The organism is Geomonas edaphica (assembly GCF_004917075.1).
GTDB lineage: Bacteria > Desulfobacterota > Desulfuromonadia > Geobacterales > Geobacteraceae > Geomonas > Geomonas edaphica.
The window spans coordinates 571,721-586,046 of sequence record NZ_SSYB01000001.1; the positions used below are offsets into that span (position 1 = coordinate 571,721).

Here is a 14,326-nt window from a genome sequence, read left to right on the forward strand (position 1 = left end):
GTCTCCTCAGACTTTTTTTACGGCGACGTTTGCCGCCACGAGAACCGGGTCCCAAACCGGTGCGTACGGAGGGGAGTAACTAAGGTCGAGCTCGGCGACTTCGAAAACAGTCATGCCCTTGTAGATCGCCGTAGCGAGAACGTCCAGCCGCTTGGCCACCACGTCCTCGCCCACCATCTGGCAACCGAGCACGAGGCCGCTTCCCTTCTCGCAGAAAAGGACGATACGCATGGTGCCGCCGCCGGGGAACTCGCCGCGCGTGGGGGCATCAACCGTCACCTTGACCACGTTCTTTCCAAGCGTCTGCATCTGCAGTTCCGAAAGGCCGGTGGTGCCGACGGTGTAGTCGAAGAACTTGAAGACGGCGGTCTGGTCGACGCCCCAGAACTCGGTCATCTTTTCAGGGTTGCAGATGTTTTGGCCGATCACGCGCCCCTGCTTGTTGGCAGCGGGACCAAGCGGGAAGTACGAGTTCCGCCCGAGTTGCCGCACGTAGTGTTCCGCGCAGTCGCCTCCGGAGAAAACGCCGTCCAGGTTGGTGCGCAGGAAACGGTCGACCTTCACGGCACCCGCCACACCGAGCTCTCCTCCTGCCGCCGCGAAGAGAGCGGTGTTCGGGCGTGCACCTGCGGCGACTACGACCATGTCCGCCTCAAAAGTCCCGGCCGAGGTGCGGACTACTCGTCCAGACTTCTCCTCGATATCCACCCCGGTCAGAAGCTCGATCCCCTTCTCGGCAGCCTTTTCCATCACCTTGGCGCGCACTTCCTCGCAAAAGGCGGGAAGGATCATGGCCGCCTTTTCGACGATCACCGGCTTCAGTTTCATGTTGGTGAGTACATCGGCCACTTCGAGGTTGGTGTAACCCGCGCCTATCAGCAGCACTTTCGCGGGCGCATTCTCATAGAGAAAAGACTTTGCCCGGCGGGTATCTTCCAGGGTTCTGAAGTAAAAGACATCTTCGCTGTCAAAGCCCGGGTAATCGAGACGAATAGCCTTGTTGCCCGTCGCATAAACAAGGAAGTCGTAACTTTCACGGTAGCTGTTACCGCTCTTCAAGTCGGTCACGTCGACACTTTTCCCAGGCGCATGGATCCTGGTGACCTCATGCTGCAGCCGGTAGTCCACCCCCCTCTCCTTTCGGATCGTGTCGAGTGGCATCGCGTACAGCTTTTCCACCGGCTTTTCCTTAAAGTAGAGGTTGTAGGGCATGCCGCAGGCGGCGTAGGAGACGTCGCCGCTTTTCTCTAGCACGACAACCTCGGCTTCCGGCTCCTGCCTCTTGATCTGGCTCGCCGCTGACAATCCAGCGGCAATGCCGCCTATGATGACAGTCTTCATGGAAACTCCGAAGTTAGGCGGGCTCGAACATGCTCTTATCTACGCCGCAGACAGGACAGACCCAGTCTTCGGGAATGTCTTCAAAGGCAGTCCCCGGAGCTACACCACTGTCGATGTCGCCTACTTCCGGGTCATAGATGTACCCACACACTGTGCAACGATATTTCTGCATGACATCCTCCTTTTTCACCGCGAGATATTGTTCCGGTCTTAAGTCATTCACCCAGCTGGGGGCCGAAAAAACATTCATAAAAAGTAGCCGCCGGCAAAGTAATGTCAAGTCGTCCAGATCATTAGAGAGAGCAGTATATACAGCGGGAATTATTGGTGCTAAAGATAGCCGACTGTGCGGCTTGTTAATTGTGCGCAGTAGCGAAAAATCACGACAACGGAGTGCAGATGAAAGCTGTACCAGGCAAACTCGACACCTCACTGCTGACTTCGGAGCAGCGCCCGATGCTGCGTTTTCTGGTGGTGCTTACTGCCGCCTCCACCATCGGGCTCCAGGGATACACCATCCTTTTCAATAACTTCGCCGCCGAGATGGTGCACCTGAACGGCAGCCAGGTCGGCATCACCCAATCGGTCCGGGAGATCCCCGGCCTTTTGACGCTGCTTGTAGTGTTCGTGCTTTTGCTGGTCCGTGAACACAAACTCGCCGCGCTCTCCGTGGCGCTTTTGGGGCTCGGCACCGGGATCACCGCGCTCATCCCGTCCTACGGCTGGGTCATCTTCACCACCGTGGTGATGAGCTTCGGGTTCCACTATTACGAGACCACGAACCAGTCCCTCACGCTGCAGTACTTCTCGACCGCCGTCTCTCCGCTCATTTTCGGCCGATTGCGAGCTCTCGCCGCGGTTTCAAGCGTCGTTGCCGGCATCATCGTTTTCTGTCTCAGTGGGGTTGTTCAGTACCGTGGGATGTACCTGGCCATCGGCGCTATCGTGTTTGCCGCCGGTATCTGGGGACTTTTCCAGAACCCGACCCACGCGGGGATCGTGCCGCAGCGCAAGAAGATGATCTTCAGGCGCCGTTACTCGCTTTTCTACATCCTGACCCTGCTATCCGGCGCCCGCCGTCAGATCTTCGTGGTGTTCTCCATCCTGCTCCTCGTCCAGGTCTTTCACTTCACGGTACGGGAGATGACCATCCTCTTCATCGTCAACAACGTGGTCGCCTATATCCTCAACTCCCAGATCGGCAAGGCGATCAACCATTTCGGCGAGCGCTCCATCTCCTCCATCGAATACAGCGGCGTCATCGTGATCTTCCTCGTCTATGCCTTCACCTCGTCGAAAAATCTCGTCATGTTCATGTACATACTGGACAACATCCTCTACAATTTCGACGTCGCCATCAGGACCTACTTCCAGAAGGTTGCCGATCCGCCCGATATCGCGTCATCCATGTCAGTCGGATTCACCATTAATCACATAGCAGCCGTTTTCCTGCCTGCTCTGGGCGGATACTTCTGGATGATGGACTACCGCATCCCTTTCATAGCCGGCAGCGTACTAGGTGTCATTTCGCTCATCGCGGCACAATGGATGCGGGTTCCTGACAAAGCGCCGATTCTGCAGTCATAGAGAACCCAAGCCGATTATCTGTACAGATAAAGCGGTAAGTACATACATTGTTAAAGAGGTGACCATGTTTAAACGGATCGACCACATAGAGATAATCCCCACCGACTTCGAACGGTCAATCGCCTTTTACATAGAAATTCTAGGGTTTTCTGTTAAACAAAAGATGACCGTGACAGCAGCGCCGCTCGAGGAAATCGCATACCTGGCGCTGGGCGATACGGTGCTGGAGTTGATGCGGGTTAAGGACCCGACGATAACCGCGGCAGAGCCGTGGGGAACCGGTTACCGGATGATGGCGCTGGAGGTGGAAGACATGGACGCCGCCCTCGCCTATCTTGCCGGCAAAGGCATTACCCCAAGTTGGGGGCCCGTGACACTTGGGCCGTCCAAACGCGCTGAAATCCATGACTGCGACGGCTTTCCCATCGAACTGAGACAGTGGTAGCCACCAAAGGAGGAACTATGATGATTCCCGACAAGATGAAAGAAGTGATGGCGCATGAAGGCGTGGTGGCGATTGTGACACAGGGGATCGAAGGGCCCCACATGGTCAACACCTGGAACAGCTACCTGAGGATAAGCGATGACGGCAAGCTTCTCGTGCCGGTGGGCTACATGCATCTCACGGAAAACAACCTGGCGCAGAACCCGAGGGTCCTGATGACGCTGGGAACCCGCGAAGTCGAGGGAACGCACGGACCGGGCACCGGTTTTCTCGTTGAAGGACAAGGAACCGTAGTCGACAACGGCGCGTCCTTCGACTCGACCAAAGCCCAGTTTCCCTGGGCTCGCGCCGTTCTCGAGATAAAAGTTACCTCGGCAAAGCAGACCCTTTAAACCGTCGCAAGGCTTCTTTCCGGCATCCCGGAAACCTACGCCGCTGGTTCCAACGAAGCGCTGCACGACCCCTCGCGTCCCCCCCCCTTTGCGAAGGGGGGACAGGGGGGATTTGCCTTATCTGCATGCACCCCACTAACAACAAAGGGCGTCCGGTTAAACCTCCGGGCGCCCTTGCCGCATCCCCCCTACCAACCCATCTTTCTTCGCTGCGGCCTCGTTGCCGCCAGCGGCTCCCTGGCCGCCGTCCTACCCGTCTCCAGCAGTGCGAATCGAAGGCAAACAGCCCCCAGCGTGGTGAGCGCCCCGCTGATCTTCCTTTTCGTCGGCGAGCGGCCAGGAACCAGTTCCACCAGGATCCCCGCAACCAGGGCCACCTTAGCCGCTTGCCACAACACGCCCCCCTTCCCTTTTTTCATGGCGACAGCCGCCTCCGGCGTCGATTGATGCACGTGCTCCATGGCGAGCATGCAAGCGGCCTCTCCCGCCTTCCCAGCCACGCCGAAACGCTGCACCACCCCCTCCTCCTTGCGGTCGAGCGGCATCATCTCCAGAACACCGGCGGTACTCGCAACGGCGGAAGAGATGAACAGAAGCGGCAACAGGCGCCTTCGATCCTGCCACAAAGGATTGGCGCTGTTGCCGAGGAGGACCCCGGTGTAACCCGCAACCATGAGCCCGCCAAGGGCGGTCGCCAAGTGAGCCGGTTTGGCAGATGCACGGTCTCCCTGCAGGAGGGCTAAGGTCGCCACCATGCCGGTCCCGGCAAGGGACCACGAGCCTACGCTCATGGGCGAAGACGGCCGAAAAACGCGCAGCATGTTCAGAAAACGGCTCATCCTGCCGAGGTCATAGGTCAATAGGGCAGGACCGACGGTGGTTCCGAGAAAGGCTAGGACACGGCACCAGGCCGCCAAGCGGCGTAGCGGCCTCTTTCCATGCAGCGCCGCAGCTAGGACGGCCCCACCGCCCGCCACGCCCCCCACATAGAAATACGCCGGGACGGACCAGATCCAGACCGGCTCCTTCAGAAGCGCCAGCCCATAGTAGTCACCTGCCTGGGCCGGCAACGACGGCACCTCGTGCCAGAGCGGCACGACACCGCCGGCATCTGGTTCCGCCTGTTTCAAGCGCTGCCCGGCGGCCTCGCCCGTCAACACCGCGTATTCCTCACCCATCTCCCTTCCCGTCGTTTCCTTTCGCGCATGGATCATCTCTTTTCTCCTCCCGCCCGCGATGCGGCTACCGCCACCGCGACCATCCCCGCGAGCCCCAGCGCCATGGCTCCCCATGAGCCTCCTACTCCCCTGGTCGGCACCGAGGGCGCCGGAGGGAGGTTGTAAGCCTCGGGACGGTCCAACAGCAGAAAGAAGGCATGCAGCCCTTCCGTTCCCGGCTGGTCTTCATCATTCATCCCATAGAGATAAGCCTCGGTGACTCCGCGCCGGTGCAACTCCTCCAGCCTCTTCTTCGCCTTTTCCTTTAACTCTTCGAGGGGACCGAAGGTGATGGAATCGGTCGGACAGGTCTTGGCGCAGGCCGGCTCCATACCCTCCTTCTGTCGGTCGTAGCAGAGCGTGCATTTCCAGGCACGGCCGTCGTCCTCGCGCCGGTTGATGACCACGAAGGGACAGCAGACCACGCAGTATCCGCATCCGTTGCAGACGTCGGGCTGGACGTAGACGCTGCCGAACTCGGTCCGCACGATGGCGCCGGTCGGGCAGGCTTCGAGACATCCTGCGCGTTCGCAGTGCTTGCAGACGTCAGACATGAGAAGCCAGGAAAATGGTCGCGCCGTGCTCTGCCCGGAAAGGGAAACGCCGCGTTCCACAAAGGCGACGTGGCGCCAGGTGGTCGCTTCGAGATGAATGGTGTTGTCGTAGGAACGGCCGCTGAAAAAGTCGCCGTCGGCAGGAAGTTGGTTCCACTGCTTGCAGGCAACCTCACATGCCTTGCAGCCGATGCAGACGCTCGTATCGGTGAAGAATCCCGTAATTGTCGTGGTCATGCTTCCTCCGTGAGTTCCGTCTTTCCCGCATGCAGGCCGTGCTTGCCGGCAGGTTTCTCCCGCACTTCCGGCTGGTCGCGCTCAGGCCCTTCAACCTCGCGGTCGACCAAAGGCCCGGATGCTGCCGCTCGCCTTTTGCGCGATCTTCTCCCAGCCACGATCTGTACGGAAAATGCCTTGGATTCCTCGATGCTCACGTTCGGGTCTGCGACGAAGGCCGTCAGCTCGTTCGCCGCGTCACCGGTGGAACGGCCGATCCAACTCCAGTGATAGGGGATGCCGACGGTATGGAGCGTCCTCCCCTGCTGGACGAAAGAATGCATCCGCTCGGTCACGAGCACCCGCGCCTCGATCTCACCCCGCACCGTGCTGACCGTCGCCCATCCGCCGTTTTCCAGCCCGCGCAGCGCTGCCAGTTCCGGCGAAACCTCGACGAACATCTCCGGCTGAAGCTCGCAAAGCCATGGTACCCAACGGGTCATGCCCCCGGCGGTATGGTGCTCGGTCAGTCGATACGTGGTTGCGATGAAGGGGTAGTCGGTGTCACCCCAGGCCTTGTGATAGGGATTTTCCTTCCGGATCCACTCCATGCGCGCCGGGTTGCACTGCTGTCCGTAGAGCGGGTTCTTGAGCACCGACTCCTCGGGCTCGTAATGCGTCGGCAGGGGTCCGTCCAGAAGACCGTTCGGGTCGTAGAGCCAGGCCTTTCCCTCGGCCTGCATGATGAAGGGGTCGATGCCGGAGAGGGTGTCTATCCCCTTCGCCTCCGGTCCGGGGCGGTAATCGGGGGAGCGGTCTACGATGAAATCAGGGTTATCGACGCCGGTCCACTTCTTCTCTCCCGCGTCCCACCAGACGTACTTCTTGCGCTCCGACCAAGGCCGTCCCTGCGGGTCCGCCGAGGCACGGTTGTAGAGAAGGCGACGGTTCGCGGGCCAGGCCCAGCCCCATTCCGGCGCCACCCAGCTCTGCTCGCTAGCAGGTTTGCGGCGCGCCGCCTGGTTCGTCCCGTCCTTGTAGCACCCGCAGTAGATCCAGCAGCCACAGACGGTGCCGCCGTCGTTTTTGAGTTCTTTGTAGCCGGAGAGACTCTTCTTGTCGCCGAGCGTGTAACCGCCGATTTCTGCAAGTACCTCTTCGGCGTCCGGCTCCTCTATCGCACCGATGCTGCGGTAATCCCAGGTGAGGTCCCTGATCGCACGGTCTTTCGGCGCGCTGGACGCGCGATACAGCTCTTTGAGGCGCCTCCCCAGGTGCCAGGCGAAATGGAGTTCGGAGCGGCAGTCGCCCGGGGGCTCCACAGCCTTGTGGTGCCACTGCAAAAGACGCTGTGTATTCGTGAAGCTGCCGTCCTTTTCCGTGTGGGCCGCGCAGGGGAAAAAGAAGACTTCGGTCCCGATATCCTCGGTGCGTACCTGGCCTGACACGACCTCGGGTGCGTTGTGCCAGAACTCGGCCGTCTCCGTCGGTGCGAAGTCACGCACCACGAGCCACTTGAGGTTGCGAAGCCCCTTGCGCTGCAGTGCGCAGTTCATCGAGCCTACCGCCGGGTTTTCACCCATGACGAAATACCCCTGGATGAGCGCGTCTGCCATCGCGGCTACCGTCACCATGTGGGAGTGGTCGCCGGTTATGTGCGGCAGATAGTCGTAGCACCAGTCGTTCTGCAGGGTAGCGGCAGGCCCGTACCATGCTTTCAGGAGCGAAACCATGTATTTCGGGAACTCGCTCCACCAGCCTGAAGCGGACTCGTTGTACTCGATGTACTTCTGGAGGTCGGTGTCGTAGGAAGCCTTCGGCATGGGAAGGTACCCAGGGAGCATGTTGTAGAGGGTCGGGATATCCGTTGAGCCCTGGATCGAAGCGTGTCCTCGCAAGGCCATGATGCCGCCGCCGGGCCTGCCGATATTGCCCAAAAGAAGCTGTACTATCGCCGCGGTACGGATGTACTGCACCCCTACCGAGTGCTGCGTCCAACCGACCGCGTAGCAGAACGCACCGGTGCGCTCCGGTCCGGAATTCTCGCAAAGGGCGCGAGCCACCTTCTCGAAGAGCTCACGCGGCACACCGCACGCCTCCTCGACCATCTCCGGCGTGTAACGCGAGTAATGCCTCTTTATGATCTGGAAAACGCAGAGCGGGTCGGTCAGCGTGTAATCGTGTTGTTCGGCGCTCACGATGGCGCCGCGTTCCGCCCTTGGTTCGCCGGAAAACATCTCCCGGTGCCCCGCAGCCGGAGTGACGTCCAAACCGCGGTATTGCCAGGAGGAGGGGTCATACTGCCCTTTTTCGTGGTCCCAACCGCTGAATAGACCGTCCAGGTCTTCCGTGTCTTTGTAGTCTTCGGAGACGAGAGCTGCCGCGTTCGTGTAGTTGACTACGTACTCCTTGAACCAGAGGTCGTTGCTGATGATGTAGTTGACGAGGGCGCCGAGAAAAGCGATGTCGCTGCCGGGGCGAATGGGTACGTGGATGTCGGCAACGGCGCTGGTGCGGGTGAAACGGGGATCGACGTGGATGATGGTGGCCCCGCGACGTTTGGCCTCCATGACCCAGCGGAACCCGACGGGGTGGCACTCGGCCATGTTGGAGCCCTGGATTACGATGCAGTCTGAGTTCTGCAGGTCCTGCTGGAAGGTGGTGGCCCCTCCCCTGCCGAACGATATCCCCAGACCGGGGACGGTGGAGGAATGTCATATGCGGGCCTGGTTCTCGACTTGGACGATCCCGAGCGCGGTGAAGAGCTTTTTGATCAGGTAGTTCTCTTCATTATCGAGGGTCGCGCCGCCAAGATGCGCAATGCCGAGCGTGCGCCTGAGCGGATGACCCTTTTCGTGCTGCTCCTCCCATGTCTCGTCCCGCGCCTTTTTGACCCGTTCGGCGACCATGTCCATCGCCTTATCAAGGGGGATCTTTTCCCATTTCCTGCCGTAAGGTCGGCGGTAAAGGACGCTCATAGTGCGGTGCGTCCCGGTGACCAACTGCATGGTCGCAGAACCTTTCGGACAGAGGCATCCCTGGGAAATGGGCGAGTCGTAATCCCCCTCGATGTCCATGATCCTGCCGTCTTTGACGTACACCTTTTGGCCACACCCGACACCGCAAAACGGGCAGACCGAATCCACCACCTTGTCCGCTTCGACGACACGAGGCCTGAGTGTGCGCGTCCTCTCTGTCATGGCGCTTTCCCCAAGCCCAGCCAGGTCCCCAGTCGAAAGCTGCTTCAGTGCCGGCCATCTCAACGCCCATCCGTTTTTTGCCATCGCCAGACTCCTTGACTACCGTCGTAAAAAACATTAGACGGATTTAACATCTATGCCGACGATGTCAATGAACATAAAAAAACACCTGAAGGCAATGAAGCCGACAGGTGTTTTGATTACGTCTTTTGAGCAGCAGCTAACTACTTGAAAGTGGCAAGGATGTACTTGGCTATGGCCTTAGCCTCGGCATCGGGCACCGCCTTGGCGTCGAACTTGGTCATGCCAGGACCGGGGTTGCGCATCTTGGCAACGATGTCCTTCTCGGACTTGACGCCGTTCTCGGCAAGGGACTTCTTGCTGAGCGTCTTTTTCGGGTTGATGATGTTGCCACCTTTCGGGTGACAGGCGGCACAGTGCTGATCGAATTTCGCCTTCGCGTCCACCTTCTCTGCAGCAAAGGCGGGAGCGACCATCACAGACATAGACATTACGGCGACAACTGCAACGATAGTTTTCTTCATATGATTCCTCCTTGGATGTTTTCCTGCACCCCACAGTTCACAGCGGTCAAGGCTGTGACTGTAGGGCGGCAAAAGCGGAATCAATGCTAGTCTAGATTTTCCTGTTGTCAATTACCCTGGAGGCTTTGCCTTCGGCCCTAGGGATGCTGTTCGGCTCGACCAGTTTCACCACGGCGCCGACGCCGAGTACCGAGTCGATCTTCTTCTCGACCTTGTCGAGGAAGGCCTTCTGCATCTTCATCTCGTCGAAGAAGATGTTTTCGGTCACCTCGATGCGGATCTCCAGGGTATCGAGCGCCCCCTTGCGGTCGACGACCAGCTGGTAGTGCGGCTGGCACCCTTCGATGGCGAACAGTACGTCCTCGATCTGCGACGGATACACGTTCACCCCCTTGATGATGAGCATGTCGTCGGAGCGCCCCATGGTCTTTTTCATGCGCACGAAGGTCCTGCCGCAGTCGCACTTCGCGTAATCGAGCGAGGTGATGTCGCGGGTCCGGTAGCGTACCATCGGGAACGCTTCCTTGGTGAGCGAGGTGAGCACGAGCTCGCCGGTGCTCCCCGGGGGGAGCACCGCGCCGGTATCGGGATCGATGATCTCGGCGATGAAGTGGTCCTCCGAGATGTGCATGCCGCGCTTGCAGAGGCACTCGCCGGCCACACCCGGGCCGATGACCTCGGATAGACCGTAGTTATCGGTGGCCGTGATGCCGAGACGCTCCTCGATCTCGCGGCGCATCGACTCGGACCAGGGCTCCCCGCCGAAGAGGCCGACCTTGAGGGTGAGGCTTTTCGGGTCGACCCCCATCTTTTCCATGCGCTCGGCGATGGTCACCGCGTAGCTCGGCGTGGAGACGAGCGCGGTGGTGCGGTAGTCCTGCATGATCATGATCTGCTTCTCGGTGTTGCCGGCACCCATCGGGATGACCGAGGCGCCGATCATCTCCGAGCCGTAGTGCAGGCCGAAGGCACCGGTGAAGAGGCCGTAGCCGAAGGCTATCTGGACCACATCGTCGCTGCTTACGCCCGCCGCGGTCATGAATCGTGATACCAGGCCGGACCACACCTTGAGGTCGTGTTTCGTGTACCCAACGACGGTCGGCTTGCCGGTGGTGCCGCTCGAGGAATGGATGCGCACGACCTCGCGCAAAGGCACCGCGAACATGCCGTACGGGTAGTTCAGGCGCAGGTCCTCTTTGGTGGTGAAAGGGAGTTTCGAAAGGTCGGCGAGGGAGCGTACATCCTCGGGGACGATCCCCATCTCCTTGAACCTGTTGCGGTAGCAGGTGACGTTCTTGTAGACGCGGTTCAGAGTAGCCTGGAGTCGTTCCAGTTGAAGCTGCTCGATTTCTTCCCGCGGCATGCACTCGTAATCGGGATCCCAAATCTGCATGTAAAACCTCTCTTCAATTACAGTATCAACGCTCCCAAATTTCCTTCTTATCACGGCCAAGGTAGGCGCGTTGGACATCCTTGTTTTCCAGTAACTCGGATGCCTTTCCTTCAAGAATCACTTTACCCGTCTCGAGGACGTAACCGCGGTCGGCGACCTTCAGGGCGGCACGCGCGTTCTGCTCTACGAGCAGGATGGTGGTTCCCTCCTCGGCTCTCAGACGTTCGATGACCTTGAAGATGTCCTGCACGACCAGGGGTGCGAGCCCCATGGACGGCTCGTCCAGCAGAAGAAGCCTAGGGCGCGCCATCAGTGCCCGGCCTATGGCGAGCATTTGCTGTTCGCCGCCGGAAAGGGTCCCGGCCGCCTGGCGCCTGCGCTCCTTGAGCCTCGGGAACATCAGGAACATCTTCTCCAGGTCCGCGGCGATCTCCCCCTTCTCTCTCCTCGTGCGAAAACGAAGATAAGCGCCGAGCTCGAGGTTCTCCTCGACGGTGAGCGGGTTGAAAACCTGGCGCCCCTCAGGCACCTGTGAAAGCCCAAGCGAAACGATGCGGTCCGCGGTATGCCCCACGACATCCCTTCCCTCCAGCGCGATCTCGCCGCTCGCGGTCGGGATGATGCCGGAAAGGGTGTTGAGGAGCGTCGTCTTCCCCGCACCGTTGGCGCCGATCAGGGTGACTATCTCACCCGGTTTCAGGTGCAGCGACACGTTCTTAAGGGCGTGCACCTTGCCGTAGTAGGCGTTTATGTTCTTGATCTTTAGCATCTCTGTCCTCGCCTACTCTTCCCCGAGGTAAGCCGTGATGACCGCCGGGTTGTCCTGGATCTCGCGCGGCGTCCCTTGCGCCAGCATGGTCCCCAGGTTCAGCACGACGAGATGGTCGCAGATGTCCATGACGAGATCCATGTCGTGCTCGACCAGGGCCACGGTAACGCCCAAGTCGCGGATACGCTTGATCAAATCGCCCAGGTCTGCGGTCTCGCCGCTGTTGAGCCCCGCAGCCGGTTCGTCCATGAGCAAGAGCTTCGGCTCAAGCGCCATGGCGCGTGCGATCTCCAGCAAACGCCCCTTGCCGAACGAGAGCGTTCCCGCCTGCACGTCGGCCAGTTCGGGGATGCCGACGAACTCGAGCAACTCCAGAGCCCGTTCGCGGATGCGGCGTTCCTCCCTCATCTGCCAGGGCATCCTGAAGGAACAGGCGAATAGACCGGAGCCGCTTTGCGTGTGCAGCCCGACCATCACGTTCTCGAGGACAGTCATCTTCCCGAAGAGTTCGATGTTCTGGAAAGTCCGCACGAGACCAAGGCGCGCACGTCCTTCCGGCGGGAGTTTGGAGATGTCTTTCCCCCCGAAAACCACCGCACCACACGAAGGAGGATAGATCCCGGTGGCAACGTTGAAAAGGGTGGTCTTGCCGGCGCCGTTAGGGCCGATGATACCGGTGATGGCACCCTTCCCTACCTCGAAACTGATTCCGTCGAGAGCGGTGAGCCCGCCGAACCTCTTGCCTATGCCGCTAAGGCTAAGCATTGCCCACCTCCGTGCCTTTCTTCGTCGGCATGATGAGCCTGAAAAGCGCAGGGATTCCTTCGACCAGCCCGCCCGGCATGTAGATGGTCATGGTCACGAGCAGCAGACCGTACACGATGATGTCGTAATCCTGGAAGGTGCGCAGCATCTCCGGGAGCAGGGTCAGCAGAAGCGCCCCAAGGATGGAGCCGTAGACGCTCCCGAGGCCGCCGATGACCACCATGGTGAGGATCTCGACGGAAAAGCTGAACCCAAAGGACGTAGGCGAGATGAAGGTCATGACATGGCAGTAAAGGCTCCCCATGATGGCGGACATGACCGCTGAGAGCGTGAAGACCTGTACCTTCATGAGCCTTGCGTTCACGCCCATGACGCGCGCAGCCACCTCGGAATCGTGAATCGCCCTGAGCGCCCTGCCGAAGCGCGAATTAACCAGGTTCAGCGAGAGAAGGATCATGCCGAGCGCGAAGCACCATACGAGGTAGTAGTTCTTGAGGTCCGAGTCGAAGGTGAGCGTGCCGATGGCGAGGTTCGGGATACCGGAAAGCCCGGAGGGGCCGCCGGTGAGGTCAACGGTCTCGTTGAAGGCGATGTTTGCGATGACGCCGACGCCGAGCGTGGCCATGGCGAGGTAGTGCCCCTTCAGGCGCAGTACCGGAAAACCAAGGGCGAAGGCGAAAACGGCAACGGACAGGGCGACCACGACCATCGCCACCCATGGATTGAAGCCGAACTGTGTGGTGAGCACCCCCGAGCCGTAGGCCCCAAGACCGAAGAAGGCTGCCTGCCCGAGCGAGATCTGCCCGGCGTAACCGAGCAGGAGGTTTAGCCCGAGCGCCAGTACGCCGTTGATCCCGACGAAGATGAGGACGTTGGTGAGGTATCCGCCCGACAACGGCAGCGGGAGAAGCAGCACCACAAGGGCGAAAACGATGAATTTAATTCTGTCGGATCTCAAAGTAAAACCTTGTCATTCAGCGTCGTTGTAAAGCGGGAATCGCTCCCGAAGAGAGCGTTACACCCGCTCGGTTTCGCCCTTCTTGAAAAGCCCCTGCGGACGGATGAAGAGGATCAGGAGCAGGATAAAAAACGCGATGGCGTCTTTGTAGCCCGAAGAAATGAGCCCTGCACCGAGGGACTCCAGGGTACCGAGAATCAGCCCGCCAAGCACCGTCCCGAGACCGCTTCCCATACCTCCCATGATCGCGGCGCAAAACCCCTTGAGGCCTAGCATCACCCCGACGTCGTACGCGGTCATGGTGAGCGGCGCGATGATGACGCCCGCCAGAGAGCCGACCGCGGCGCTGATCACGAAGGAAAAGAGCACCATGCGCCCGACACTGATGCCGACGAGGTTTGCGGCGCGGCGGTTGAAGGAGCAGGCGCGCATCGCCTTGCCGCTGATGGTGTGGTTGAAGAAAAGGCGGCAGCCCACGATAACCATCACGGTGACGCCGAAGATCCAGAGATGCTGCGGCAAAAGCGTCGCTCCCGCGACGGTGATGGGGTCGGTCCCGGAAAAGGCGGGTAGCGCCTGGGTGTCTTTTCCCCAAAGGAGCATGACAACGCCGCGGATCAGGATGCTCATGCCGATGGTGATGATGATGAGAGCAAGCGGCGTCGCGTTCTTGAGCGGCCGGATCGCCAGCCGCTCGAAGAGAATGCCTATAACGGTGGTCACCGCGACGGCGACCACGATGGCCGCCGCAAGCGGCAATTGCAGCACGTTCAGCGAAAAGATGGTCAGCACCCCGCCCAGCATGACGAACTCACCCTGGGCGAAGTTGATGATCCCTGTCGAGTTGAAGATGATGGCGAAGCTGAGTCCGATCAGGGCATAGATGGAACCGGTGGCGAGCCCCGATATGACAAACTGCGTTACCTGGTTTAGAAGCTCCATGG

Annotated in this window: 14 protein-coding genes; 3 read left to right on the forward strand and 11 right to left on the reverse strand. The window is 59.9% G+C overall.

Translation table 11 applies throughout. From position 1 onward, the window contains the following. Nucleotides 1-6: 6 nt before the first annotated feature. Nucleotides 7-1,341: an FAD-dependent oxidoreductase gene (locus E8K79_RS02375; protein WP_136513320.1), complete on the reverse strand. Its 1,335-nt coding sequence runs from the start codon at nucleotides 1,339-1,341 to the stop codon at nucleotides 7-9. A 13-nt stretch (nucleotides 1,342-1,354) separates the two neighbouring features. Continuing rightward, nucleotides 1,355-1,513: a rubredoxin gene (gene rd / locus E8K79_RS02380; RefSeq protein WP_135869943.1), complete on the reverse strand. Its 159-nt coding sequence runs from the start codon at nucleotides 1,511-1,513 to the stop codon at nucleotides 1,355-1,357. Between the two features lie 227 nt (nucleotides 1,514-1,740). Here rd and E8K79_RS02385 point away from each other — a divergent pair, with 227 nt between their 5' ends. From E8K79_RS02385 to E8K79_RS02395, 3 genes are all read left to right on the forward strand, one after another. Beyond that, on the forward strand, nucleotides 1,741-2,928 hold the full coding sequence (locus E8K79_RS02385; RefSeq protein WP_136513321.1) for an MFS transporter: 1,188 nt from the start codon (nucleotides 1,741-1,743) through the stop codon (nucleotides 2,926-2,928). Nucleotides 2,929-2,992: 64 nt separating this feature from the next. Next, nucleotides 2,993-3,373 carry a VOC family protein gene (locus E8K79_RS02390; RefSeq protein ID WP_136513322.1) on the forward strand — a complete coding sequence of 127 codons (381 nt, stop codon included), beginning with the start codon at nucleotides 2,993-2,995 and terminating at the stop codon, nucleotides 3,371-3,373. A gap of 17 nt (nucleotides 3,374-3,390) precedes the next feature. Further along, nucleotides 3,391-3,765 carry a pyridoxamine 5'-phosphate oxidase family protein gene (locus E8K79_RS02395; RefSeq protein WP_281276038.1) on the forward strand — a complete coding sequence of 125 codons (375 nt, stop codon included), beginning with the start codon at nucleotides 3,391-3,393 and terminating at the stop codon, nucleotides 3,763-3,765. A gap of 188 nt (nucleotides 3,766-3,953) precedes the next feature. Here the strand turns inward: E8K79_RS02395 and nrfD are convergent, their stop codons facing one another. From nrfD to E8K79_RS02440, 9 genes are all read right to left on the reverse strand, one after another. Then, nucleotides 3,954-4,979: an NrfD/PsrC family molybdoenzyme membrane anchor subunit gene (gene nrfD / locus E8K79_RS02400; RefSeq protein WP_162604585.1), complete on the reverse strand. Its 1,026-nt coding sequence runs from the start codon at nucleotides 4,977-4,979 to the stop codon at nucleotides 3,954-3,956. Next, the gene (locus E8K79_RS02405) at nucleotides 4,976-5,773 is read right to left on the reverse strand and encodes a 4Fe-4S dicluster domain-containing protein (protein ID WP_136513324.1); all 798 of its coding nucleotides are present in this window, start codon (nucleotides 5,771-5,773) and stop codon (nucleotides 4,976-4,978) included. The genes nrfD and E8K79_RS02405 overlap by 4 nt, the downstream gene beginning before the upstream one ends. Next, nucleotides 5,770-9,036, reverse strand: coding sequence for a formate dehydrogenase (gene fdh / locus E8K79_RS02410; RefSeq protein ID WP_136513325.1), 3,267 nt, complete (start codon nucleotides 9,034-9,036; stop codon nucleotides 5,770-5,772). Before fdh ends, E8K79_RS02405 begins: the two co-directional genes overlap by 4 nt. A gap of 140 nt (nucleotides 9,037-9,176) precedes the next feature. Continuing rightward, nucleotides 9,177-9,497, reverse strand: coding sequence for a c-type cytochrome (locus tag E8K79_RS02415; protein WP_136513326.1), 321 nt, complete (start codon nucleotides 9,495-9,497; stop codon nucleotides 9,177-9,179). A 91-nt stretch (nucleotides 9,498-9,588) separates the two neighbouring features. Continuing rightward, nucleotides 9,589-10,890 carry a phenylacetate--CoA ligase family protein gene (locus E8K79_RS02420; protein ID WP_136513327.1) on the reverse strand — a complete coding sequence of 434 codons (1,302 nt, stop codon included), beginning with the start codon at nucleotides 10,888-10,890 and terminating at the stop codon, nucleotides 9,589-9,591. Between the two features lie 25 nt (nucleotides 10,891-10,915). Further along, complete coding sequence (locus tag E8K79_RS02425) at nucleotides 10,916-11,659, reverse strand: ABC transporter ATP-binding protein (RefSeq protein WP_135869938.1); 744 nt, start codon at nucleotides 11,657-11,659, stop codon at nucleotides 10,916-10,918. A 12-nt stretch (nucleotides 11,660-11,671) separates the two neighbouring features. Next, a complete protein-coding gene (locus tag E8K79_RS02430) occupies nucleotides 11,672-12,424 on the reverse strand; it encodes an ABC transporter ATP-binding protein (protein WP_136513328.1) in 753 nt (250 codons plus the stop codon). Further along, entirely contained in the window at nucleotides 12,417-13,382 is a 966-nt protein-coding gene (locus E8K79_RS02435; protein WP_136513329.1) for a branched-chain amino acid ABC transporter permease, read from the reverse strand. The genes E8K79_RS02430 and E8K79_RS02435 overlap by 8 nt, the downstream gene beginning before the upstream one ends. A 57-nt stretch (nucleotides 13,383-13,439) precedes the next feature. Next, nucleotides 13,440-14,324: a branched-chain amino acid ABC transporter permease gene (locus E8K79_RS02440; RefSeq protein ID WP_136513330.1), complete on the reverse strand. Its 885-nt coding sequence runs from the start codon at nucleotides 14,322-14,324 to the stop codon at nucleotides 13,440-13,442. Nucleotides 14,325-14,326: the final 2 nt, after the last annotated feature.

Coding starts and splice junctions, on each gene's coding strand:
- rd (WP_135869943.1), bottom strand. CDS start 1,513: ATGCAGAAATATCGTTGCACAGTGTGTGGGTACATCTATGACCCGGAA.
- E8K79_RS02395 (WP_281276038.1), top strand. CDS start 3,391: ATGATGATTCCCGACAAGATGAAAGAAGTGATGGCGCATGAAGGCGTG.
- E8K79_RS02425 (WP_135869938.1), bottom strand. CDS start 11,659: ATGCTAAAGATCAAGAACATAAACGCCTACTACGGCAAGGTGCACGCC.
- E8K79_RS02420 (WP_136513327.1), bottom strand. CDS start 10,890: ATGCAGATTTGGGATCCCGATTACGAGTGCATGCCGCGGGAAGAAATC.
- E8K79_RS02385 (WP_136513321.1), top strand. CDS start 1,741: ATGAAAGCTGTACCAGGCAAACTCGACACCTCACTGCTGACTTCGGAG.
- E8K79_RS02375 (WP_136513320.1), bottom strand. CDS start 1,341: ATGAAGACTGTCATCATAGGCGGCATTGCCGCTGGATTGTCAGCGGCG.
- E8K79_RS02415 (WP_136513326.1), bottom strand. CDS start 9,497: ATGAAGAAAACTATCGTTGCAGTTGTCGCCGTAATGTCTATGTCTGTG.
- E8K79_RS02440 (WP_136513330.1), bottom strand. CDS start 14,324: ATGGAGCTTCTAAACCAGGTAACGCAGTTTGTCATATCGGGGCTCGCC.
- E8K79_RS02390 (WP_136513322.1), top strand. CDS start 2,993: ATGTTTAAACGGATCGACCACATAGAGATAATCCCCACCGACTTCGAA.
- E8K79_RS02405 (WP_136513324.1), bottom strand. CDS start 5,773: ATGACCACGACAATTACGGGATTCTTCACCGATACGAGCGTCTGCATC.
- E8K79_RS02430 (WP_136513328.1), bottom strand. CDS start 12,424: ATGCTTAGCCTTAGCGGCATAGGCAAGAGGTTCGGCGGGCTCACCGCT.
- nrfD (WP_162604585.1), bottom strand. CDS start 4,979: ATGATCCATGCGCGAAAGGAAACGACGGGAAGGGAGATGGGTGAGGAA.